Annotated in this window: 18 protein-coding genes, 1 pseudogene and 1 riboswitch; of the genes and pseudogenes, 7 read left to right on the top strand and 12 right to left on the bottom strand. The window is 72.6% G+C overall.

The features are described 5' to 3' along the window. Positions 1 to 25: 25 nt before the first annotated feature. Together metE and ACIREO_RS06410 are read right to left on the bottom strand one after the other, a co-directional pair. Positions 26 to 2,344 carry a 5-methyltetrahydropteroyltriglutamate--homocysteine S-methyltransferase gene (gene metE, locus ACIREO_RS06415; protein WP_404105869.1) on the bottom strand — a complete coding sequence of 773 codons (2,319 nt, stop codon included), beginning with the start codon at positions 2,342 to 2,344 and terminating at the stop codon, positions 26 to 28. Between the two features lie 154 nt (positions 2,345 to 2,498). Then, positions 2,499 to 2,719, bottom strand: a riboswitch (cobalamin riboswitch). A 60-nt stretch (positions 2,720 to 2,779) separates the two neighbouring features. Beyond that, positions 2,780 to 3,679, bottom strand: a complete 900-nt coding sequence (locus tag ACIREO_RS06410) for a polysaccharide deacetylase family protein (protein WP_404105866.1) — start codon at positions 3,677 to 3,679, stop codon at positions 2,780 to 2,782. A gap of 213 nt (positions 3,680 to 3,892) precedes the next feature. Between ACIREO_RS06410 and ACIREO_RS06405 the strand changes: the two genes are divergently transcribed. Next, positions 3,893 to 5,431 (top strand): glycoside hydrolase family 43 protein, encoded by a 1,539-nt coding sequence (locus ACIREO_RS06405; RefSeq protein ID WP_404105863.1) that lies wholly within the window; start codon positions 3,893 to 3,895, stop codon positions 5,429 to 5,431. 38 nt (positions 5,432 to 5,469) lie between these two features. Here the strand turns inward: ACIREO_RS06405 and ACIREO_RS06400 are convergent, their stop codons facing one another. Further along, positions 5,470 to 5,808, bottom strand: coding sequence for a GNAT family N-acetyltransferase (locus tag ACIREO_RS06400; protein WP_404105861.1), 339 nt, complete (start codon positions 5,806 to 5,808; stop codon positions 5,470 to 5,472). A 353-nt stretch (positions 5,809 to 6,161) separates the two neighbouring features. Between ACIREO_RS06400 and crtI the strand changes: the two genes are divergently transcribed. From crtI to ACIREO_RS06385, 3 genes are read left to right on the top strand one after another with little or no spacing between them, the layout of a single operon-like run. Next, positions 6,162 to 7,697 (top strand): phytoene desaturase family protein, encoded by a 1,536-nt coding sequence (gene crtI / locus ACIREO_RS06395; protein ID WP_404105858.1) that lies wholly within the window; start codon positions 6,162 to 6,164, stop codon positions 7,695 to 7,697. Continuing rightward, positions 7,694 to 8,677, top strand: coding sequence for a phytoene/squalene synthase family protein (locus ACIREO_RS06390; RefSeq protein ID WP_404105855.1), 984 nt, complete (start codon positions 7,694 to 7,696; stop codon positions 8,675 to 8,677). The genes crtI and ACIREO_RS06390 overlap by 4 nt, the downstream gene beginning before the upstream one ends. After that, complete coding sequence (locus ACIREO_RS06385) at positions 8,674 to 9,681, top strand: DUF5914 domain-containing protein (protein WP_404105852.1); 1,008 nt, start codon at positions 8,674 to 8,676, stop codon at positions 9,679 to 9,681. Before ACIREO_RS06390 ends, ACIREO_RS06385 begins: the two co-directional genes overlap by 4 nt. A gap of 3 nt (positions 9,682 to 9,684) precedes the next feature. Here ACIREO_RS06385 and ACIREO_RS06380 read toward each other — a convergent pair whose 3' ends face one another. The 6 genes from ACIREO_RS06380 to ACIREO_RS06355 all read right to left on the bottom strand — a co-directional run bounded on the left by ACIREO_RS06380 (position 9,685) and on the right by ACIREO_RS06355 (position 16,441). Continuing rightward, positions 9,685 to 11,247, bottom strand: coding sequence for an FAD-dependent oxidoreductase (locus tag ACIREO_RS06380; protein WP_404105849.1), 1,563 nt, complete (start codon positions 11,245 to 11,247; stop codon positions 9,685 to 9,687). Continuing rightward, positions 11,244 to 11,978: a methyltransferase domain-containing protein gene (locus tag ACIREO_RS06375; RefSeq protein ID WP_404105846.1), complete on the bottom strand. Its 735-nt coding sequence runs from the start codon at positions 11,976 to 11,978 to the stop codon at positions 11,244 to 11,246. The genes ACIREO_RS06380 and ACIREO_RS06375 overlap by 4 nt, the downstream gene beginning before the upstream one ends. Continuing rightward, on the bottom strand, positions 11,975 to 13,183 hold the full coding sequence (locus ACIREO_RS06370; RefSeq protein ID WP_404105843.1) for a lycopene cyclase family protein: 1,209 nt from the start codon (positions 13,181 to 13,183) through the stop codon (positions 11,975 to 11,977). Before ACIREO_RS06370 ends, ACIREO_RS06375 begins: the two co-directional genes overlap by 4 nt. Further along, positions 13,180 to 14,445 carry an NAD(P)/FAD-dependent oxidoreductase gene (locus ACIREO_RS06365; RefSeq protein WP_404105840.1) on the bottom strand — a complete coding sequence of 422 codons (1,266 nt, stop codon included), beginning with the start codon at positions 14,443 to 14,445 and terminating at the stop codon, positions 13,180 to 13,182. Before ACIREO_RS06365 ends, ACIREO_RS06370 begins: the two co-directional genes overlap by 4 nt. 138 nt (positions 14,446 to 14,583) lie before the next feature. After that, the gene (locus ACIREO_RS06360; protein ID WP_404105837.1) at positions 14,584 to 14,814 is read right to left on the bottom strand and encodes a DUF2945 domain-containing protein; all 231 of its coding nucleotides are present in this window, start codon (positions 14,812 to 14,814) and stop codon (positions 14,584 to 14,586) included. A gap of 103 nt (positions 14,815 to 14,917) precedes the next feature. Beyond that, positions 14,918 to 16,441, bottom strand: coding sequence for an alpha/beta hydrolase family protein (locus ACIREO_RS06355; protein ID WP_404105834.1), 1,524 nt, complete (start codon positions 16,439 to 16,441; stop codon positions 14,918 to 14,920). Positions 16,442 to 16,534: 93 nt separating this feature from the next. Here ACIREO_RS06355 and ACIREO_RS06350 point away from each other — a divergent pair. Next, positions 16,535 to 17,494: pseudogene (locus ACIREO_RS06350) on the top strand (MerR family transcriptional regulator). A gap of 10 nt (positions 17,495 to 17,504) precedes the next feature. Here the strand turns inward: ACIREO_RS06350 and ACIREO_RS06345 are convergent. Together ACIREO_RS06345 and ACIREO_RS06340 are read right to left on the bottom strand one after the other, a co-directional pair. Then, complete coding sequence (locus ACIREO_RS06345; protein ID WP_404105831.1) at positions 17,505 to 18,098, bottom strand: short chain dehydrogenase; 594 nt, start codon at positions 18,096 to 18,098, stop codon at positions 17,505 to 17,507. An 80-nt stretch (positions 18,099 to 18,178) separates the two neighbouring features. Beyond that, entirely contained in the window at positions 18,179 to 18,610 is a 432-nt protein-coding gene (locus tag ACIREO_RS06340) for a hypothetical protein (protein ID WP_404105828.1), read from the bottom strand. Between the two features lie 156 nt (positions 18,611 to 18,766). Here ACIREO_RS06340 and ACIREO_RS06335 point away from each other — a divergent pair, with 156 nt between their 5' ends. Next, entirely contained in the window at positions 18,767 to 19,054 is a 288-nt protein-coding gene (locus ACIREO_RS06335) for a DUF4190 domain-containing protein (protein WP_404105825.1), read from the top strand. A 104-nt stretch (positions 19,055 to 19,158) separates the two neighbouring features. On the opposite strand, the gene ACIREO_RS06330 is transcribed toward ACIREO_RS06335, so the two are convergent. Continuing rightward, a complete protein-coding gene (locus tag ACIREO_RS06330) occupies positions 19,159 to 20,370 on the bottom strand; it encodes a phosphatidylserine/phosphatidylglycerophosphate/cardiolipin synthase family protein (RefSeq protein WP_404105823.1) in 1,212 nt (403 codons plus the stop codon). Positions 20,371 to 20,553: 183 nt separating this feature from the next. On the opposite strand from ACIREO_RS06330, the gene ACIREO_RS06325 reads away from it, so the two are divergent. After that, positions 20,554 to 21,729, top strand: a complete 1,176-nt coding sequence (locus ACIREO_RS06325; RefSeq protein ID WP_404105821.1) for an epoxide hydrolase family protein — start codon at positions 20,554 to 20,556, stop codon at positions 21,727 to 21,729. Positions 21,730 to 21,802 lie beyond the last annotated feature (73 nt).

The raw sequence follows: 21,802 nt of genomic DNA, 5'->3' as shown, positions 1-21,802 counted from the left end.
CGAGCGCCCCGGCCGGTTCCGGTCGTCAGGACGACGGGAGCTCGCCGCGGACCGTGCGGGCCGCTGCCACGAGGTTCTCCAGCGCCGCGCGGGTCTCAGGCCAGCCACGGGTCTTGAGTCCGCAGTCCGGGTTGACCCACAGCCGTCCGGCCGGGATCGCCCTCAGCCCGGTGCGCAGCAGTTCGGCGGCCTCCTCGACGCTCGGCACGCGGGGCGAGTGGATGTCGTACACGCCGGGTCCCGCCTCGCGCGGGTATCCGTGCTCCGCCAGCTCATGGGCGACCTGCATGTGGGAACGGGCGGCCTCCAGACTGATCACATCGGCGTCGAGGTCGTCGATGGCCTGGACGACGTCACCGAACTCGGCGTAGCACATGTGGGTGTGGATCTGGGTGTCCGGCCGCACCCCGCCGGTGGTGAGCCGGAACGACTCCGTCGCCCAGCCGAGATAGGCCCGGTGGTCGGCGGCGCGCAGCGGCAGGGTCTCGCGCAGCGCGGGCTCGTCCACCTGGATGACCGGCGTCCCCGCGGACTCGAGGTCGTGCACCTCGTCACGCAGGGCGAGGGCCACCTGCCGCGCGGTGTCGCCGAGAGGCTGGTCGTCGCGGACGAAGGACCAGGCCAGCATGGTGACCGGCCCGGTGAGCATTCCCTTGACCGGACGGTCGGTGAGGGACTGGGCGTACGTCGTCCAGCCCACCGTCATCGGCTCGGGGCGGGAGATGTCACCGGCAAGGACCGGCGGACGGACGTAGCGGGTTCCGTAGGACTGGACCCAGCCGTGCTGGGTGGCGAGGTAGCCGGTCAGCTGCTCCGCGAAGTACTGCACCATGTCGTTGCGTTCGGCCTCACCGTGCACCAGGACGTCCAGGCCGGTCTTCTCCTGGAAGGAGATCACTTCCTGGATCTCGGCCCTGACGCGCTCCTCGTATCCGGCCGTGTCGATGCGCCCGGTCCGCAGTCCGGCGCGGGCGGCGCGCAGTTCGGTGGTCTGCGGGAAGGAGCCGATGGTGGTCGTCGGCAGCAGGGGCAGGCCGAGGCGCGCGCGCTGGGCCGGGGCCCGTTCCCCGTACGGCTGGGAGCGGTGGGCGTCGGCCTCGGTCACCGCCGTGGTCCGGGCGCGGACGGCGGGGTCCCGGGTGACGGGGGAGTGCGCGCGGGACGCCAGGTCGGCCCGGTTGACGGCGAGTTCGGCCGCGATGGCCTCGGTGCCCCGGGTGAGTCCCCTGGCCAGGGTGACGATCTCGGCGGTCTTCTGCCGGGCGAACGCCAGCCAGCGCAGGACCTGCGGCTCGATGTCCCGTTCGGCCGCCGTGTCGAGCGGGACGTGCAGCAGCGAGCAGGAGGACGCCACGTCGATCCGTCCGGCGAGCCCGAGCAGGGTGCCCAGGGTGGAGAGCGACTTCTCCATGTCGTTGATCCAGACGTTGCGCCCGTTGACGACTCCCGCGACCAGGCGCTTCCCGGGGAGTCCCCCGACGGCGGCGAGGGCTTCCAGATTCCCGGCGGCGGCCTCCGTGAAGTCCAGTGCGAGCCCGTCCACCGGTGCCTCGGCCAGGACGGGAAGAGCCTCGCCGAGCCGGCCGAAGTAGGAGGCGACGAGCAGCCTGGGCCGGTCGGTGAGTGTGCCCAGGTGCTGGTAGGCGCGCTCGGTGGCGTCGAGTTCGGCCTGGGTGCGGTCCTGGACGAGAGAGGGCTCGTCGAGCTGTACCCACTCGGCTCCCGCCGCGCGCAGGTCGGCGAGCACCTCGGCGTACACCGGCAGCAGACGGTCCAGGAGCGTGAGCGGATCGAAGTCCGCGGCCACGCCGGGGGCCGGCTTGGAGAGGAGCAGGTAGGTGACGGGACCGACCACCACAGGCCGGGCGGACATCCCGAGGGCCACGGCTTCGTTGAGCTCGGCGACCTGTTTGGCGGAGTCCGCCGCGAAGGCGGTGTCGGGGCCCAGCTCCGGGACGAGGTAGTGGTAGTTGGTGTCGAACCACTTGGTCATCTCCAGCGGTGCGACGTCCTGCGTGCCGCGTGCCATCGCGAAGTAGCCGTCGAGTGGATCGGTGGCGACTGCCTCGCGGTGGCGGGCGGGGACGGCTCCGACCATGACGGTGGTGTCCAGCACATGGTCGTAGTACGAGAAGTCCCCGGTCGGGACCTCGCCGATGCCTGCTGCGCTCAGCTGCTCCCAGTTGGCGCGGCGCAGTCCGGCGGCTGTGGCGCGGAGGGCACCGGCGGTGACACGCCCCTTCCAGTAGCCCTCGACGGCCTTCTTCAGTTCCCGGTTCTGTCCCTGCCGGGGGAAGCCGTGCACAGTGGACCGCGTTGCCGTGGTCGCGTGTTCGGTGGTCACGGAGATCTCCTTCGCGAGATGGATCCCTGAGATCCCGGAGACGGGACGAGAGCGCGAAGGGTGACGTACCGGACGGGCGCCGAGCGACGCGGGGATCCGTCAGGTATGTACGCCGACCCGCCCACGAGGTCACCGGGATGTCCGCGCGCGGTTCGTTCGCGCGCGGGCAGATGGCAGGTCTTCGGACTCGCGGGCACGCCCTCCAGGAGGACACCTAATGGCCGTCGCTTCCCAGGCCCGGTACGTCGGACCCAGTGCGTATGACGGCGGTCGTTCCCGCTCACCGCTGCGGGGCAGTCCCGGAATTCCACCGGGTTCCCTCTTGCGACGCATCCCGCATGGCGGACGGGGCGAACCAGCTGCGCCCTCCAGCCTACGGGGCCGTCCGAGGCCGCGGTGCGCCAGGTCCAGCATGCGGATGGTGGAGGCGCCGGCTCACCCAGGACCCGTGTTCCGGGCCCAGATGCGCTGAAGGGCCCGGTAGTCGATCACCGTGATGCCCTCCCGGGCCACCGCTTCCCATGCCCCCGGCGACGTCAGGAACGCGTGGTCCGTACGGCGCACCGGCCGGCCGCCGTCGACGGTCCCCGGCTCCTGGCCGCCGAGACCGGGATGGACGGCCCATTCGCTGAGTCCGGCCGGCAGATCGTGGAGCAGCCTCACATAACGGGCAGCCTTGTCCTCCGTCGCGAGGGAGAAGCTGTCCAGGAAGTCATGGTCGACGACGGGCAGCGCCCGACGCCGCATCGCCCGTAGCCCCGGCTCGAGCCATACGCGGACGGCGAGCCCGTACTCCGCGGCCAGCCCTGCGGTCAGGTCGAGGATGTCGTCGCGGCCGCCGTCGGCCAGGCAGTGGAAGTCCAGGTGGGTGGGCGTGAGCCCCGCATCGGTGACGGCCTCGATCTGCGCGCGGAACTCGGTCTCGACCTCGTCGGGCCGGGCCCTGCCGAGGACGGCGGCGCGCCCGTCAGGGGTGGGCTCGAAGAAGCCGCCCGCGGAGTCGAGCAGGGAGGGAACCCTCTCCTTGGCGGTCAGGGGACCCCAGGGCCGGTGCGGCGTCTCGCACACCATCGTGAGGTGGATCCCGAACGGGATCCACGGCCGCCGCCGGAGCATCCGCACGGCGTCCGGTGCCGCCGGACACACGGTCATGAGGCTGCACGAACTGGCGATCCCCTGCTCGATCGACTCGATCACCGCGGCGTTGATCGAGGGATCCATACCGAAGTCGTCGCAGTTGACGATCAGCAGGCGGGCATCGGGCGGAAATCCCAGGGCCCGGTTCCACCGCGCCGAGGACGTCACGGGCGGGGGTCCGACGGCTTCTCGATCCATGCCCGCAGTCTGGGCCCCGCCCTGACGATCGCGCACATGGATTTGTGCGTGCAGTAGGCGACCCGGCGTTGTCGAAGCGCGTTGTTGAAGCGCTTCGACAAACACTCGCTACCGCCAGGTCTATTGACACCCCGATGCGGTGCTGCCATCTTCGAAGCGTTTCGACGATCATGGCCTGGGGACCCGGTCCTGGCCCGAACCTGAGGACAGACCATGGTGCTCTTCGACAATCCCGTGATTCCCGGCTTCAGCCCGGATCCGAGCATCTGCCGCGTGGGCGAGGACTACTACGTGGCGACGTCCAGCTTCGAATACGTACCCGGCGTGCCGCTGTGGCACAGCCGGGACCTCGTCCACTGGCGGCTGATCGGACACGCCCTGGACCGGCCTTCGCAGCTGGAGCTGCCTGACACGGCTCCGTCCTCGTGCGGGGTGTACGCGCCCACACTGCGGTACCACGACGGCCGGTTCTGGATGATCACGACCGTGGTCGCCGGTGCCGGCAACGTCCTGGTGACCGCCGAGGATCCCGCCGGTCCGTGGTCGGACCCTGTGCCGGTCGGCGTGCCCGGCATCGACCCCGATCTGGCCTGGGACGACGAGGGCGACTGCTGGTGCGTGTTCTCCCACGGTGGGATCCGCGGGGTGCGCATCGAGCCGAAGACGGGCGAACTGCTCGGTGAGCCGGTGGAGATGTGGTCGGGCAGCGGGCTCAAGTACCCCGAGGGCCCGCACCTCTACAGGATCGGCGACTGGTGGTATCTGCTGCTGTCGGAGGGTGGGACGGAGAGCGGGCACGCGATGTCGGTGGCCAGGGCCCGCACGCTGCCGGGCCTTTTCGAACCGCACCCGGACAACCCAGTGCTGTCCCATCGCAGTACGGATCACCCGGTGCAGAACACCGGCCACGGCGACTTGGTGCAGGCGCACGACGGCAGCTGGTGGATGGTGCTGCTGGGCACCCGGCCCCGCGGGGACACTCCTGGGTTCCACGGCATGGGGCGTGAGACGTTCCTGGCACCGGTGCGATGGGAGGACGAATGGCCGCTGCCGGGGCCGCTGGGACTCCGCGCCGAGGCGCCGGGACTGACTCGGCGCCCCTGGCCCGCCGAGCCGCACCGCGACGACTTCGACTCCCTCGCACTCGCACCCTGCTGGGTGTCGCCAAGACGGCGCGATCCGGACGACGTCCGCCTCGACGAGAGGCCGGGCCACCTGGTGCTGCACGCCCGGGCGGACGGCATGGACAAGCCCGGCGGGGTGTTCGTGGGGCGGCGTCAGCGCGATCCCGACTGCGGGGCGCGGACGCGGATCGACGCCGGTGAAGGAGGCCGGGGCGGCCTCGCCGTACGGCTCGACGAGGCGCACCACTACCAGGTGGAGACCGAGGACGGCCTGGTGCGTGCGGTCGCCCGCATAGGCCCGCTGCGCCAGACCGTCGCCGAACGCGCCGGGCCCCGCGGGCCTTTGACGCTGCGGATCGACGTGACGACCACGGGGATCCTGCCGCCCACAGTCACCGTACGTCCCGAGGACCCCGGCGCCGTCGCGCGTGCCGGCCTGCGCGTCGGCGGCCCCGACACCCTCCGCCTCGGGTACGAGACCGACGACGGGGACTTCGAGGTTCTCGCCGAGCTCGACGGCCGCTACCTCACCACCGAGGTCGCCGGCGGCTTCACCGGCAGGGTCATCGGCATGTACGCGACCCAGGGCACCGCCGCCTTCGACTGGTTCGAGCTGAGGCCGGCCTGAGGGGCACCGAGGCCGGCCGCCGGCCGGGCCGACGCTGTTCAGCGAGCCACGACGGTCTCCAGCCACTGGGTGATCTCGGGCGTGACAGGGTCGGTGAGGTCCGCGAACTCCTCGTGCCTCTTGAGGAACTTCGCCACATAGGGGCAGACCGGCACGATCCGCTTGCCCGAGTCCCGTACGTGGCCGAGTGCCTCCCGCACGAGGACGGAGGCCAGCCCCCGGCCCGCGTAGGCGTCGTCGATCTCGGTGTGGAAGAAGACGCGCTGCCCGTCGCGGTCGCGGTAGGCGGTGAACCCGGCGCCCGCCCCGCCGACGAGGATCTCGTAGCGGTGCCTGGTGTCCACGTGCCGGACGACGGGGGTGTCGGCCTGGGTCATCGTGTGCTCCCTCTCTGTCGTGCCGGGTTGCCACGCGGTGCGATGGCGGCGTGGTCGACCCGGACCTCCATCATGAGCCGGAACGCCGTGCGCGGTGACCCCGGCCCTGACGCCCCCGGACCGCCGCAGGCGCCCGGCTGTCCTCGTTCGGCTCCGCCGTTCCGTCCGCCGTCCGGGTGAAGTCCGCTCCGACCGGGCCGGGTGCCGGGCAGGCATAGGGGCATCCGCGGGTCCTCGCGGCCGGAAGACCGGTGGACGCGGAAGCGGGCACCGGGGCGAAAGGGGATGTCCATGCTCGGTCCACGGGCGGCGCGGGCAGGAACCCTGGGCACCACCCGGAACGGGGCGGGCGCATGAGGACCGTGCCCGGCCCCACGGACCACGTGGTGGTGGTCGGCGCGGGCCTCGCGGGCCTCGCCGCCGCCCTCCATCTGCTCGGGTCGGGACGCAGGGTGACCGTCGTCGAGCGGGACACCGGGCCCGGAGGCCGCGCGGGACGGCTGGAACTCGGCGGATACCGGATCGACACCGGGCCGACGGTGCTGACCATGCCGCACCTGGCGGACGAGGCCTTCGCAGCCGTCGGGGACAGCCTCCACCGGCGGGTGGAGCTGATTCCGCTGCACCCCGCCTACCGGGCCCGCTTCGCGGACGGCAGCCGGCTGGACGTCCATACGGACGGCGACGCCATGGAGGCCGAGGTCCGGCGGTTCGCCGGAGCCGCCGAGGCCGCGGGGTACCGCCGTCTGAGGCACTGGCTGGAGCGGATGTACCAGGCGCAGATGCACCGCTTCATCGACACCAACTTCGACTCGCCGTTCCAGCTCCTGCACCCGGACCTCGCCCGGCTGGCGGCCCTGGGCGGCTTCGGCCGGCTCGACCCGCAGATCGCCAGGTTCCTCTCTGACCCACGGCTGCGCCGGGTCTTCTCCTTCCAGGCGCTGTACGCGGGAGTCACCCCCGCCCGTGCGCTCGCCGCCTACGCCGTCATCGCGTACATGGACACCGTCGCGGGCGTGTGGTTCCCGAAGGGCGGCATGTACGCACTGCCCCGGGCGATGGCGGACGCGGCGGCCGACGCCGGAGGAGAGTTCCGCTGGTCGGCCGAGGTGGCCGGGCTGGAGCGCGTGGCCGGGCGGGTGCGGGCCGTCCGGCTGGCTTCGGGCGAGCGGATCGCCTGCGACGCGGTCGTCCTGACACCGGATCTCCCCGTGGTCCACAGGCTCCTGGGCCGGGCGCCGCGCCGGCCCGTGCCGCTGCGGCACGCGCCGTCGGCCGTGATCCTGCACGCCGGCACCGACCGCACGTGGCCCGGACTGGCCCACCACACGCTCTCCTTCGGCGGCGCCTGGGAGCACACCTTCGACGAACTCACCCGGTCCGGGAGGGTGATGAGCGACCCGTCGCTCCTGATCACCCGTCCGACGACGCACGACCCGTCCCTGGCCCCGGAAGGCAGACACCTGCACTACGTCCTGGCTCCCTGCCCCAACACCACGACCGGCCCGTCGGCGGACACCTGGCGCTCCATGGGACCGCGCTACCGGGACGGGCTGCTGGCCGAGCTCGAGCGCCGGGGGCTCCACGGCTTCGAGGCCTCCATCGACCAGGAGCTGCTGATCACCCCTGTGGACTGGACGGCCCAGGGCCATGGGGCGGGCACCCCGTTCTCCGTGTCGCACACCTTCGCGCAGACCGGCCCCTTCCGGCCACGCAACCTCGTACGCGGCTACGACAACGTCGTCCTCGCCGGGTGCGGGACCACCCCCGGCGTGGGCGTGCCGACCGTGCTCGTCAGCGGCAAGCTCGCTGCCGCCCGCATCACCGGCCTCCGCCGCGCGAGGGGCGCGGGCCGTCGACCCCCCGTACTCGAAGGGCAGAGCCGATGAACCACCGTGAACTGGACGCCGCCGGCATCACCGGGCACGCCCTGCGTTCCGCCTACGCCGACTGCCGCCGGCTGAACGCCCGGCACGGCCGCACGTACTTCCTCGCCACCAGGCTGCTTCCGGTCGAACGCCGCTGCGCCGTGCACGCGCTGTACGGATTCGCCCGGTGGGCCGACGACATCGTGGACGACCTGGACCGCCGGCTGCCCCCGGCCGAACGGGACCGACTGCTGCGTCTGCTGGAGAACGACCTGGCCCACGGCCTGCGTAGAGGAGCGGGAGAGGAGCCCGTGGTCAGAGCCGTGGCGGACACCGCCGGCCGTTATGCCCTCGACCACGGGCTGTTCGCCGACTTCCTGGCGTCCATGCGCAGCGACCTGACGGTCACCGACTATCCGACGTACGCCGATCTGCGTGCCTACATGCATGGTTCCGCCGGAGTGATCGGCCTCCAGATGCTCCCCGTGCTCGGGACGGTCGTGCCCCGTGAGGAGGCGGCTCCGCACGCCGCCGCACTCGGCGTGGCGTTCCAGCTGACCAACTTCCTGCGGGACGTGGGCGAGGACCTGGACCGCGGGCGCGTCTACCTGCCGGCCGACCTGCTCGCCGCCCACGGCGTGGATCGCCCCCTGCTCGAGTGGAGCCGCCGCACCGGACGGCACGACCCGCGCCTCCGGGCCGCCTTCGCCGAGGCCGAGACGGCGATCCGCGCCGTGTACCGGCAGGCGGAACCGGGCATCGCCATGCTGGAGCCGCGGGTGCGTCCCTGCATCCGTACGGCCTTCGTGCTGTACCGGCGGATCCTGGACGCGGTCGCCGCCGACGACTACCGGGTGACGCACCGACGCGCGGTGGTGCCGCGCCGGCGGCGGGCCGTCACCGCCGCGAGCGGGCTCGTACGGATCCTGGGAGCGCGCGTGCGCGCCCGGCCGCCGGCGGCGGCACCGGCGGCCGCCGGTGCGGAGGGCACCCTGCGATGAACACCCCTCGGAGAAGGACCAGGTGGACGTCACCGCTGCGGCTGCGGCCGGTCCCCAGCTGGGAGCGGCAGGCACCGACCTGGCGCGAGGCGAAGCCCACCGTGATCGCCGGAGCGCTGAAGAGGGCCGCCGCCCGGCCGTCGGGCAACTGGTACGTCGTCGGCGCCTCCCGGGAGATCAGGGCGCGGGACCGCCCCTACGGCCGGACGGTCGCCGGGGTGGAAGTGGTCCTCTGGCGGTCCGTGGCCGGGGTGCTGCGCGCCGGACCGGGGGAGTGCCCCCACCTGGGAGCCCCGCTCCGCGACAGCCGCGTGGTGTGCGGGACGCTCCTGTGCCGGTGGCACGGTCTGGCCCTGGACGGCGGGCCGTTCGCCGGGTGGGAACCGTACCCGGTGCACGACGACGGCGTCCTGGTCTGGGTGAGACTGGACGTGGCCGGGGGAGAGAGCCCGCTGGAGCACCCGCCGGTTCCGGTGCGGCCGGAAAGGGCGGACGCGGTGGACGCGGTGTTCACGGCCGTCGGCCGGTGCGAACCCGAGGACGTGGTCGCCAACCGGCTCGACCCCTGGCACGGTTCCTGGTTCCACCCGTACGCGTTCGTCGGCCTCCAGGTGGCCGGCACCCCCGAGGACGGCGGGGACGACGCGTTCGCCGTCGATGTCTCGTTCAAGGTCGCCGGCCGGCTGGTCGTGCCGGTGCGGGCGGTGTTCACCGCGCCCGGACCGCGCACGGTGGTCATGCACATCACCGACGGCGAAGGCGTGGGGTCGGTGGTGGAGACCCATGGCACGCCGCTCACCGCGCCCGGCGTGACGGCCCCGAGGACGGCGGTCGTCGAGGCCGTCGTCGCGGCATCGGGCCGCCGGGGTTTCGCCCTGGCCCGCGCCGCCGCGCCCGCCCTGCGACCTCTGATGCGCCGCACGGCGGGCCGGCTGTGGCGTGACGACCTGGCGTACGCCGAGCGCCGCTGGTCGCTGCGGAGCACCGGGCGCTTCCCCGGATGAGCGTCAGCGCCGGGCGGCAAGGCCCGCGAGGGCGCGCAGGGCCCGGGAGCGCCCGGCACGCGGGACGGTCCTGAGCACCTGTCCCCGGATTCCCCAGCCGGCGAGGAGCGCGTTGGCGGCGAGGAAGCCCGAGGTCGCCGCGCGCTCCATCAGGGCGACGGGGAGGCCGGTGCGGACCAGGTCGCCCGCCAGCGTCACGCGGGGATGAGGCGTGCGTACGGGGGGCCGGCGGCGGTACCCGCCCACGGAGAAGACGGGGCAGTCGGCGTGCCATTCGTGGCGGGAGTCGACGGTCCCGGCGTTCGCGGTCTCGGGATAGACCTCGTGCAGACGGTCGAGCATCCGGCGCTGGACCTCCTTCGGCTCGGCGCCCTCGTCGACGGCGTAGGCGTGCAGTTCGACCACGGAGCCGCCCGTCCGCGCCGCCCAGCGGGCGGATTCGCCCTCCCAGCGGTCGAGGACGCTGATGTTGTCGAGCCCGTCGAAACCACTGGTGCCGAGGAATCCCGCCCGGTCCGCGCGCGCGGGGCGGTCGAGCCACAGCCGGGACACGAGGAACGGGGGCGCCGTGCGCAGGGCCGCGATGTCCGCGCGCCAGGACTCGTCCCCCAACTTTTCCGAGGCGCCCACGACATGGCGCAGGCCACGCGTGTCCAGGGCGAGGACCACGGCTTGGTGGCGGTCGGCCGCCCCTTCGGTTTCCACGGTCAGGTCCCCGCCGGCGGCCGCCCGGACGCGGTGGACCGCGGTGCCGGTGCGCACCTCCGCGCCGAGCTGTCTCAGACAGTCGCCCAGCGGTTCCCATAGCGCCTGGGGGAAGGGCTCGCGCGGCACGTCGAAGAGGAGCCCCTCGGACGACCCGAGGAAGTAGATGTGGAACATCAGCAGCAGTTCGGCCGCGGACAGTTCGCGCGGGTCGGCGAAGAAGCTGCGGGAGAAGACCTCGAAGGCCAGGTGGTGGGCCGCTTCGGGGAAGTTGATCCGGTGCAGGAAGTCCGCGGCGCTGACCCCGTCGAACCGCTCGTACACCTCGGGAACCCGCACATCGAGCAGCGGCAGGGCCTCGCGCGGGTTCATCGCGGCGAGGTCACGCCAGCCGAACGCCGGGCTGAGCGCCACGAATCCGAGCGCGCTCCACGGAGGGGTCCTCGGCACACGGGCGAAACTGTCCGCCATGCCGTTGCGGTGCCGGAGCGGATAGTCGGGCAGTGGAGTGAGCATTCCGAGGCCGGGATCCGCACGGCGCAGCAGGTCGCGCAGGTTGTAGTACTGCCGGAAGAACGCGTGGAAGCCACGGCTCATCGTCACCCCGGACCCGTCGGCGAGCCGGACGGGCCACCCGGCGAGGCGCCCGCCGAGGGACTCCCCCTGTTCGTACAGGGTCACGTGGACGCCGCGTTCGGCGAGTGCCGTCGCCGCCGCGAGGCCGGCGATGCCCCCGCCGACCACCGCCGCCGAAGGCGCGTCTCCGGTGAAGCGCTCGCGCCCGGGTTCCGGCAGGATCACCTCGGCCCGTCGGTCACGTCCGTGCCGGGCAGGACCGGGGCGGCGCCTGCGGGCCCTCATGACGCCTCGGGCCGTACGCCGTCCACGCCGCTCCGGGCCAGGAACACGTGGACGATCCCGGTCTGCCAGCCGCTGACGGGCACGGTCCGCACGAAAGGGAATCCGGCCCTGGCGATCCGTCGCTCGAAGACGGGGGCCGTGTCGAACGCCAGGACGCTGCGCCACAGATGGTGGTACAGCGCGCGGTCGCCGGTCAGCGTGCCCGCCGGGACGATGACACCCCGGCAGACCGTGTTCCACACGGTCCGGTGCACGGGCGAGCCGCTGAGGCTGTACTCGTGGACCAGCAGACGGCCACCGGGACGCAGGAGAGCGCGCACGGTATCGAGGACCGCACCGGGTTCGGCCACGTTGCGGAAGAGGTAGGCGGCGAAGACGGCGTCGTAGGAGCCGTCGTCGTCGGTGGTGGTGAGGTCCTCCGCTGACCGGTGCACGAAGCGGACGTTCGGGGGCCAGCGCTTCTCACGCGCCCGCTCCAGCATGCCCGCGGAGGCGTCGACCGCCGTGATCTCGGCGTACGGGGCCGCCCGCAGCAGCGCCCGTGTGGAGGCGCCCGTCCCGCAGCCGAGATCGAGCACCCGCTGCCCCCTCCCGCCGCGCGGCAGCCGGAGCCGGTGCGCCGAGCGGAGGAGATCGGAGCGGTAGCCCGGATTCAGCGCGGTGAGCCGGTCGTACGTGTGCGACGCGTGATCGAAGGCGTGTGCCAGGTCGTGGTCCCTCAGGAGTGTCATCGGGGGCTCTCTTCGGATCGGCCGGTGGCCCGGCGGGTGAGGAAGGGGAGTTCGGCCGCGGTGCGGAGTATCGGGCCCACGGGCGTACGCAGGCCGATCCCGAACTCCTCCCACGGCGTGCTCCCGCCGTCGAGGAAACGCAGCAGCCGCTCCATGGGGATGCTGCGGAAGAGGTCGGTGAAGAAGCGCGGCCCGTCCACGCGCCCGGTGTCGAGGGCCCGGAGCAGCACGGCGTCCATGGCGAGCGCCCTGCGGCCGTGCGGCGGCGGAACCCCCGGGGACCCGCTGTGCAGGGCGGCGGCGATGGCGCGGCTCTGGCGCTGCACGGCCGCGAAGGTGTAGCCGGTCGCCGGGCGGGTGGCACCCCCGGCGGCCCCGATACGGAAGACGGCACGGCCGGCCCGGCGGGGGAAGCGTGCGTCGGTCATGGGGATGACACCCTGCTCGGCCGACTCCACGGCGAACCGCCCGAGTCGCAGGACGTCCCCCGTGTACTGGCGCAGGGCCGCCTCGTACGCGGCTGTCGTGAGCGGGGCACGGGAGAACTCCGTGTACTCCACCAGCGCCAGGTCCGGTGCGAGCGGCAGCACGTAGCCGAACGAGAGACCGTGGCTGGGCTGCGGGACCCGGAAGTCCATGAGGTCCGCCACGCCGGGGTCGAAGCGGGGGAGGGCGGTGCGCACGAACCAGCCACGGAAGTGCTGCAGCAGCAGCGTGCGGTGCGGCGGTGTACGTCGCACGGGCCGCGAGTCGAAGACATGTCTGCCGCGCAGGGTGAGCGATTCGCCGTCGCCCGTCGTGCAGCGCACCTCGGCGCCGTACGGTGCGTCGCGCACCTCGTGTGCGGTGGCACGCACGACGCGGGCCACCGGGGACGCCGCCAGCCGGGAGTGGACCAGCCGTTCGAAGGGGCCCGAGCGCACCATGCGGTAACGCAGGGGCGCGGAGTCCGACTCGATGACGCCGCCGCCCGGCTCCCGCACCCGCAGCCGCTCCCAGGAGGCCACGACGGCGTCCTCGAACTCGCCCGCACCCGCCTCCCAGTAGCACCAGGTGCGCTCCGGAGGGCGCAGCGGTCCGTCGGGGGCCTCGACCAGTGTGACCGCCGTACCGGTCCTGATGAGCCGGTCGGCCAGGCAGAGTCCGGCGGCGCCGCCGCCCACGACGACGGCGTCGTCCACGCGCCCCCGGAAGCGTCCGGTCACGTCCCGGGGGTCCGCGCCGCCGCACGGTCGGCGAGCACCTCGCGCGCCGCCCTGCTCCCGGAGGCCAGCGCGCCCTGCACCGAGCCGGTGGCCCGGTGGTCCCCGCAGACGTACCGGCCCCGCGCGAAACGGGTCGTACGGCTCAGCGGCCAGGGAGGCCGCATGGCGGGCAGGGCGCCCTCCACGGTGTATGCGGCGACCGTGTCCCAGGTGCTCGTGTCCACGTCGTACAGCTCGGCCAGGCGTGCGCGGACCGTGGTGTCCCCGCCGGGCGGGCCGGAGCCGAGGACGGAGGTCGACATCAGCGCCGTGCCCGGGGGACCGTAGGTGGGGGCGACCTCGGTGAGGACACAGCTGTTCAGGACCGCGAGGCCGCTGTCCACCAGCAGGGTCGGTTCGGTCAGCGGCGACCGGTCGGCCGTGTGGTAGTACGTCGTCACCGTGCGGCTGTCCGGTACCGGCAGGCCGGGAAGCAGACGGGCGGCCGTGGCGGAGTCGGTGGCCACCACGACCGAGGCGGTCGGCCGTTCACCCCCGTCGGCCAGGAGCACCCCGAAGTCCGTGACCTCGGCGACGGCCGCACCGAGCCGGAGGGCGCCGTCCGGCAGCCCTTCGGCGAGCTGGGCCGGTACGGAGCCGATGCCCCGGGCCGGCAGGCAGAGCGTGCCGCGCGCCATGCTGCGCCAGACCAGGTGCAGGAAGCGCGCCGAGGTCTCCAGCCCCTCCTCCAGGAACACCCCGGAGAGGAACGGCCGCAGCAGGTCCTCGATCGCGCGCGGTGACAGCCCGGCCCGGACGAGCGCTTCCGACGCGGTGCGGTCGGGCATGCCTCCCAGCCGCTTCGCGGGAAGCAGGACGTCACGCGCGGTGAGCAGACCGAGGGCGGCGAGGTCACGGGCCGGGAGAACACGTCCGGGCAGCAGCTGTGCCGCGTCCTCCGGCCGCCGGGTGGGGTCGGTGACCCGCACCCGCCCGGAGGGCGTACGGGCGATGAGACCGGGGGTGAACGGCCGCAGGCGCAGCGCGCGCAGGTCGAGGCGCCTCTTCACCTGTGGGTACGAGGTGTTGAAGACCTGGAAGCCGCGGTCCAGGAGGAATCCGTCCTTGCGGTCCGTGCGCATCCGGCCGCCCACCCCGTCGGAGGCCTCCAGCAGCTCGACGCGGAGGCCGGCGACGCACAGGTCGAGCGCGCAGGCCAGTCCCGCCAGGCCCGCGCCCACGACGACGGCGTCCGGTGCAGGCGGGTGCTGTCGGTTCGTCATCCGTGTCCCTAGGCTCGGTCCCCGTACGGCTGGCGGGGTGTCAACCCGATCACGTTCCGGGCTCCGAAGCCAGCAGCCGCCACGGGGATCGCCTCTTCGTGTGACCCGACTGCCCGCCCGCGGCCCCGTTCGCCGGGGTCAGGAGCCGCCGCGCCTCTTCCGCAGGGCGTCGGGTCTGTGCACGGCGGACCGGCCGGACTTGTCGCTCTCCACCTCGTACTGCGGTTCCTCCTCGGAGGCGTCGACGGTCCGCCCCGCGGCACTGGTGCGGTCCGTGTGCTTCTCGGTGACCTTGCCCGTCACGTCCTGGCCGTGGCTCTTCCAGGCCACCTTGTCGCCCTTGCCCAGGCTGTCCTTCTTCTTCGTCACAGCAACCTCCTCGAACGGACGGTCGATCTCTGCGGCACCCATTCCAGCGTCATGCAGATCGCACGACCCCGCACCCGCTCGCTGCCCTCCCGGGGAAAACGGTTCAGGTCGTCAGGTGGCGCAGAACGGTGCCCATGGCGCGGTGCACGGCGTCGCGTGACTCGTCGGTCCGGTCGATCGTCTCGAAGGCGTGGTGGCCGTTCGGCACGTCGACCACCTCGATGTCCGCCCCGCTCCGGCCCGCCGCGGTCAGGAACTCCTCCACGGTGACCGCGACAGCAGCGGTCTCCAGCCCGGCCCGGACGAGTACGAGAGGCAGGGACCCCGCGTGTGCGACCGCGTCCGACGGGTAGAACCGGCTGTCGAGCCGCCCCCAGTTCGGCAGCGGCGCCATGATGGGGTAGTCGGCCGCCAGGCAACGCAGCCACGGCGGAGGCTTCGCCATCCAGCCCGCGGTGAGCGGGCCGCTGCCGGAGAAGAACCACAGGGCGACCCGGTCCGGATCCACCCGTGGATCGGCCCGGACCCGTTCCACCGCGTCCGCCACATCGGAGGCGGCCCGCTCGTAGTCGGTCACGGCGTGCAGACGGTGGTCCAGTGTCACCCCCACCACTCCGTGGCCGGCGGCGTAGCGGGCGTATCCCGTGAGGACCGGCCAGTCCCGGGGGGTGGGGCGTGCCTCAGCGGGCACCGGGCCGCCGTGGACGAACACCACCGCCGGACGGGGGCCGTCGCTGTCGGGCGGCAGATACAGATCGATGTTGTCCGTCCGCTCGCGGGGCAGTTCGGGCACGTCCAGCAGGAACGGCAGCAGTTGCGAGGGCGGATTCGTGGCGTCCACAGGGGTCAGCCGCCGGCCCTCGCCCGCCGCGGCCTTGAGCAGGGTCACCGCCAGTGCCGTGGGATTCGACAGCATCGGCCAGTGACCCGTGGGCAGTTCGAAGAAGGTGACCCGAGGGCCGGTCAGCGCCCGCAGGCTGGGTTCGCCGAGGTTCACACGGGCCTGGACCATCGCGATGCTCGCTCCGTTGCCGGTGCACAGCACGCCGGCCATGGGCAGCTCGGCCGCCGCACCCGTCAGCCGCAGTGGCTGGAGCAGCGTGCCCAGGGGGTGCGGCGAGGCGAGTGCGGTGAGCCGGTCGAGCGCCGAGCCGGGAACGCCCGCGGTGCTGCCCCAGAGCTGCCACGCGTCACGGGCCGGAGGCGGCAGCGCCGCGCCGGCCCTCCCGCCCTCGGCGGCCCCCAGCGCCTCCTCGCGCAGACCCTGGTCGGCCACGGCGGCCAGGGCCGGGACACCGTCCTGGGGCAGCCCCGAGTCCAGGTACACGATCCGGGCGACCGACCCCGCGCGCCGGTCCGCGGCTCCCACGACCGGATGGATGCCGTAGTCGTGGCCGACCAGCACGATCTCCGGTCCTGCCCCCTGCCCGACCGAGTCGATCACCGCGACGACGTCCGCGATGTGCGTCTCCAGGTCGATCTCCGTACCGGCGGACGGGAGGGCCCCTCCGAGTCCGGTCAGGGCCACCGCATGGACCTCGGCTCCCGCCGAGGCCAGTCGCGCGGCTGCCTCGTCCCACACGTGCGGGCCGGTGAACACACCGGACACCAGGATGAACACGGTCATGGTCTCTCCTCGCTACGCCTTCGTCCGCGGACCGGCCCGCTCGGCCGGCCCCTCTCGTGGGTACCGTAGGAACTCCCCCAGAGGGAGGTTCAAGTGTTCTCGTCGTACGACGGACTGTGCGGCATCGGTGAACTCGCCCAGCGGGCGGGAGTCAGCGTCAAGACGGTCCGCTTCTACTCCGACAGCGGTCTGCTGCCCGAAGCGTCACGCAGCACCGGCGGTCACCGCAGGTACGGCCCCGACTCCCTCGAGCGGCTACGGATGATCCGCTCCCTGCGCACCATGGACCTGCCCGTCTCCGCAGTGCGCCGGGTCCTGGACGAGGAGGGGGCCGCGGGGCGGGCGGGCGGAGCCCTGGAGGATGCCGTCGCGCGGCAACTGCGCGAACTGGGCTCCCAGCTGAGGGCGCTGCGCTGGCGAGAGGCGGCGCTCCGCGCGGTGCAGGAATGCCCGGCGGCCGAACGCCCCGACCGGCTGCGCCTGATCGGCGCGGTGACCGCGCCGCCGGACACCGCACCACTGGCCCGCTTCTGGCGCGGCTGGCTGCCGCCGCGCATGCCGGCCAGGGCCGTCACCGCGTTTCTGGAGATCGCGGTCCCGCAGCCACCCGAGGATCCCGATCCGCCCCAGGTGCTCGCCTTCGCCCGGCTGTACGCGATGGTGTCCCGCCCGTGCGGCGGGGACGAGCCGACCCAGCCTCACGCGCACAGAGCCGCGGGAGCCCATGAGTCGGCCGTGCTGTACGCGGGCCTGGCCGAGGCGTACGACCTCGCGGCCACCTAGATGCGTCAGGGCAGGGCGCCCTGCCCGGGGGAGGCGCTGGACGGCTTCGTGGACGCGTACGCGAGCGCCTGGAACACGGCGGACACCCCGGGCTTCCGCCGCGCTCTCGCCCGGCAGCTCGCCTCCGACCCGCGCATCGACCGGTACTGGGAACTGACGGCCGAGCTGGTCAGCCCGTCGGCAGACCGGCCCGAGCCGACGCCCGGGTCCGCGCACGACTGGCTTCTCGCCGCGCTGGAGTCCCGGTCGGGGACCGCGCTGACCGCCTAGGGCCCCGGGTTCACGGACGTACGGTCAGGCCCTGCGCGGTGCCTTCCACGACCGTCACATAGGCGCGGGCGACCTCGGCGACCGGCGTACCGCCCGTCCCGTCCGCACCCATGCTCTCCAGGGTCTCCTTGATCCAGCCGGGGCTGATGAGATTCAGACGCAGATTCCTCGGCAGCTCAGGAGCCGCGTTGCGGACGAACCCCTCCAGGCCGGTGTTGACGAGCGCACCCAGCGAGCCGCCGGCCAGCGGGGCGGAGAAGGTGCCTCCCGTCAGCGTGACCGACCCGCCGTCCCGCAGATGACGTACGGCTCGCCGGACGAGTGCGACCTGGCCCAGCAGCTTGCCCCGCACCCCGTCTGCGATCTCCGCGTCCGTCACCGAGGCCAGGTCCACCAGCGGGCCGCTGGCGGCGCAGCACACCACCGCGTCGAGGTCCGGCACGTCGCCGAAGAGCGCGTCCAGCGAGGAGGGAACGTCCAGGTCGACCTTCACCGGGGCGCCACGGGAGGCCTTGACGACCTGATGAGAGGCATGAGAGACCTCCAACGCGCCGGCCACAGCACTGCCGATCGTCCCGGTCGCACCGATCACAAGTACCTTCATGCCACCGATCATGTCAGTGGGGCCTGCTCAGGCGCCCGGAAATTCCCAGGGCGACCGACGGCCGTCCCGCACACCTGCCCTCACTGCGGCCGTCCCAGTGCCCAGCCCGACACGTCGGACAGCCGCCCGCGCCAGAGGGGTAGTCGCAGGGACCCCGTACCGCCGAAGACCAGTGTGGCGTCTCTCAGATGGATCCAGCGTGGCAGCTGCGTGGCGGCGCCGTCTCCGGTGCTCAGCTCTCTGATCCCCTGGTCCACCGTCTCCGGGAACTCCGCGATCAGGTTCGCGCCTTCGCCCTCGACCTGACGAAGGCTTCGCGCCCAGTCGGCCTTCCACGCCTCGTGGCCGATCACGTCTCCGTGGAGCACGCCACCGGCCAGCGTGAGGGTGATCGGCAGGCTGGAGCGCAGCTCTCTGTCCAGCAGTTGGATCAGCAGCTGAAGCTGCAGATCGGGCACGGGCTCCGTCATCACGGCCGTTGTTTCCGGCCGTGCCTCGACAGACTCGCTCATGGACGACTCCCTTCACCTGACAGACGGCAGGTGACAGCCCGTATGCCCCGGGCGGCAGCAGGCACACCCCCAGGAACCGGGTGATTGGGGCATCGCAAGAGGGGCACCCGCACTTCACCGTAAGCACACAGCACGATGAACCGACGGGAGAGAGTGATGTCGCACTACGACAGTTCGTCCATGGCCACTCCCAGGTCCGGGACCAACGGTCTCGCTGTCGCGAGCCTGGTCTGCGGAATCGTGGGGCTCGTCTTCTTCAGCGTGATCCTCGGCCCGGTCGCCATCGTTCTCGGCGTCTTCGGCCTGCGTCAGGTGGCCGCGAAGGGCGGGGCCGGGATGGCGAAGGCCGGACTCGTCCTCGGCATCATCGACGTGATCCTCTTCGTCGTCCTGATGGCCGTGGCCGCCTCGTCCGGGGGCTTCAGCTGGTACGTCGGCGGCTGACCGGCTGACCGGCTGACCGGCTGACCGGCTGCGCGGGAAGCACGGACGCGCGGGAAGCACGGACGCGTCACCACGGCTCGTGGTGGCGCGTCCGTGCGTACGCGTCACAGCCACCGGCGGATCGGCAGCACCGCGGCCTCCTGGATCCTCTGCGCGGGCGAGCGGCGCTTCCACCGCGCGCCGTCGATCAGGGTGCTCCGCTCCACGTCCTCCTCGAAGTGACCGTCGAGCGTCGCGGTGAACTCCCGGTCAAGGACGGCGAGCATCACCTCCTCGTCGTGGTCGAGGGAGCGGCGGTTGAAGTTCGTCGAACCGATCAGCGAGGCGATGCCGTCCACCGTCAGCACCTTGGTGTGGAGCATGGTCGGCTGGTACTGGTAGATCTTCACGCCGCAGGAGTTGAGCTCCTCGTAGTGATGCTGACCGGCCAGCCTGCACACCCGCTTGTCCGTGTGCGGCCCGGGGAGCAGTATCTCCACCTCGACGCCCCGGCGGGCCGCGTCGCACAGCACACCGATGAAGTACGGGTCGGGTGCGAAGTACGCCGTGGAGAGCCGGACCCGCTCCTCGGCCGACTCCAGAACGACACGCAGCAGGGTCTGCATGTCCTGCCAGCCGAAGCCGGCCGATCCGCGCACCACCTGGACCACGGCGTCGCCGTGATCCGTGGCGTCGACGAACCGGTCCCGATCGGTGAACAGCTCGTCGTGGCACTCCGCCCAGTTCTGCGCGAACGCTGCGGCCAGTCCGTCGACCGCCGGTCCCTGCACCCGCACATGGGTGTCGCGCCACTCCGTCTCGTCGCGGGCGTCGCCGCACCATTCCTCGGCTATCCCGACCCCGCCGGTGAACGCCGTCTCCTCGTCCGTGATGAGGACCTTGCGATGGCAGCGGTGGTTCTGCTTGAGCGGCGAGAGATACAACGGCTTGCGGAACCACGCCACCTCCACCCCGGCCTCGTCCATCATCGCCAGCTGGTCCTTCTCGATGAGCCGCGAGCCGAACCCGTCAAGCAGCAGACGCACCCGCACTCCGGCCCGCGCCCGCTCCGACAGCGCCTCGGCGAACTCGCGGGCGATGTCCCCGCGCCAGTACACGAACGTCATCATGTCCACGGTGTGTTCCGCACCACGGATGGACTCCAGCATCGACGCGAAGATCTGGTCACCGTTGCGGAGCGGAACGAGCTTGTTGCCCTCGGTCGCGGCGATGCCGATCAGACGTTCCAGCCGCCGCCGGAGCCGTTGCGCCCGCGCGGCGTAGAGGTCGGCATCGGGTCTGTCGTGCGTGGACCGCTCATCTATGTGGCTGGACATCTCTCACCTGGTGGACCTGGGGCGGCTGGGGCAGGGCGACTGTACTCCTGAGGAGCGCACACTCCGCTACGGCCCGCTGCGGGCCGGCCGTCCTCGGGCAGGCGGACGGCTCCGGGGCGGACGCGCGACGGAACGATTCCGGCTTCCGATCCACGGTGCGGCGCGGCCTTCTAGGATGCGTCCATGCCGGAAGCCCAGCCCCGCCCCGAGCCGTTCGTCCAGCAGACCGATCCCGCCGCGCTCGAAGACCTGCGCACACGGCTCCGCGCGACGCGCTGGCCCGACGCGCCGGAGGACGCCGGGTGGTCGCTGGGGACCGATCTGGCCTACCTCCGTGAACTCGTCGCCTACTGGGCGGAGGACTTCGACTGGCCGGCGCAGGAGGCGGTGCTCGCCCGGCTTCCCCGCTTCCGCGTTCCGCTGGGCGGCCTCGGGATCCACTTCGTGCACGCCAGGGCCGTCGCGCCTGCCGGGCAGCCCCTGCCGCTGGTCCTCAGCCACGGATGGCCGGACTCGTTCTGGCGCTACTCGAAAGTCATCCCGCTCCTCACCGACCCGGGCGCGCACGGCGCGGATCCGGCCGACGCGTTCGACGTGGTCGTGCCCGACATTCCCGGTTTCGGATACTCCGACCGCCCCGTCGGGCCGCCCCTCGACTCGATCGCCGTGGCCGGCCTCTGGGCCGAGCTCATGACCGTCCTCGGCTACGAGCGGTTCGGCGCGGCGGGCGGGGACCTCGGCAGTCACGTGAGCCGCTTCCTGGGCCTGGACCACCCCGCACGGGTCGTGGCCGTCCACCGCACGGACGGCGGCCTGCCGAGGTTCAGCGGCGACCCGGCGGATCTCGCCCCGGAGGAGCGGGCCTGGATCGAGTCCGCCACGGCCTGGGGCGGGGCCGAGGGTGCCTACGCCGCGATCCACCGGACGAAGCCCCAGACAGCGGCCTTCGGGCTCCACGACTCACCGGCCGGGCTCGCGGCCTGGATCCTGGAGAAGCTCCGGGGCTGGAGCGACTGCGGCGGTGACGTCGAGCGGAGCTTCACGAAGGACGAGATCCTGACGAACATCACGCTCTACTGGCTGACCGGCACGATCGGGTCGTCCATGCGCATGTACCACGCGAACGCCGCCGTCCCGCCCGCGCAGTACGAACGGAAGGTCGAGGTGCCGTCCGGCTTCTCGATCTTCTCCGGCGACGTCGTCCGCCCGCCGCGGGCGTGGCTCGAGCGCACGACGAACATGGTGCGCATGACCGAACCCGCGCGTGGCGGACACTTCGCGCCGTTCGAGGAGCCCGAGATATACGCGGAGGAGCTCCGGGCCTTCTTCCGCCCCTGCCGTGCGGCGGCGACGGGCTGAGGGCGAGAGACGGCCGAACGGGCTCGCACCGCCGGTTCGGGAAGTGACCGCTCGGCCTCGAGCACGACGACGG

Origin of the sequence: Streptomyces sp. NPDC102441, assembly GCF_044765585.1 — a bacterium.
In the GTDB taxonomy this organism is placed as follows: domain Bacteria; phylum Actinomycetota; class Actinomycetes; order Streptomycetales; family Streptomycetaceae; genus Streptomyces.
The sequence above is the reverse complement of the archived record's forward strand: the minus strand, read 5'-3'. Positions and strand labels throughout refer to the sequence as shown.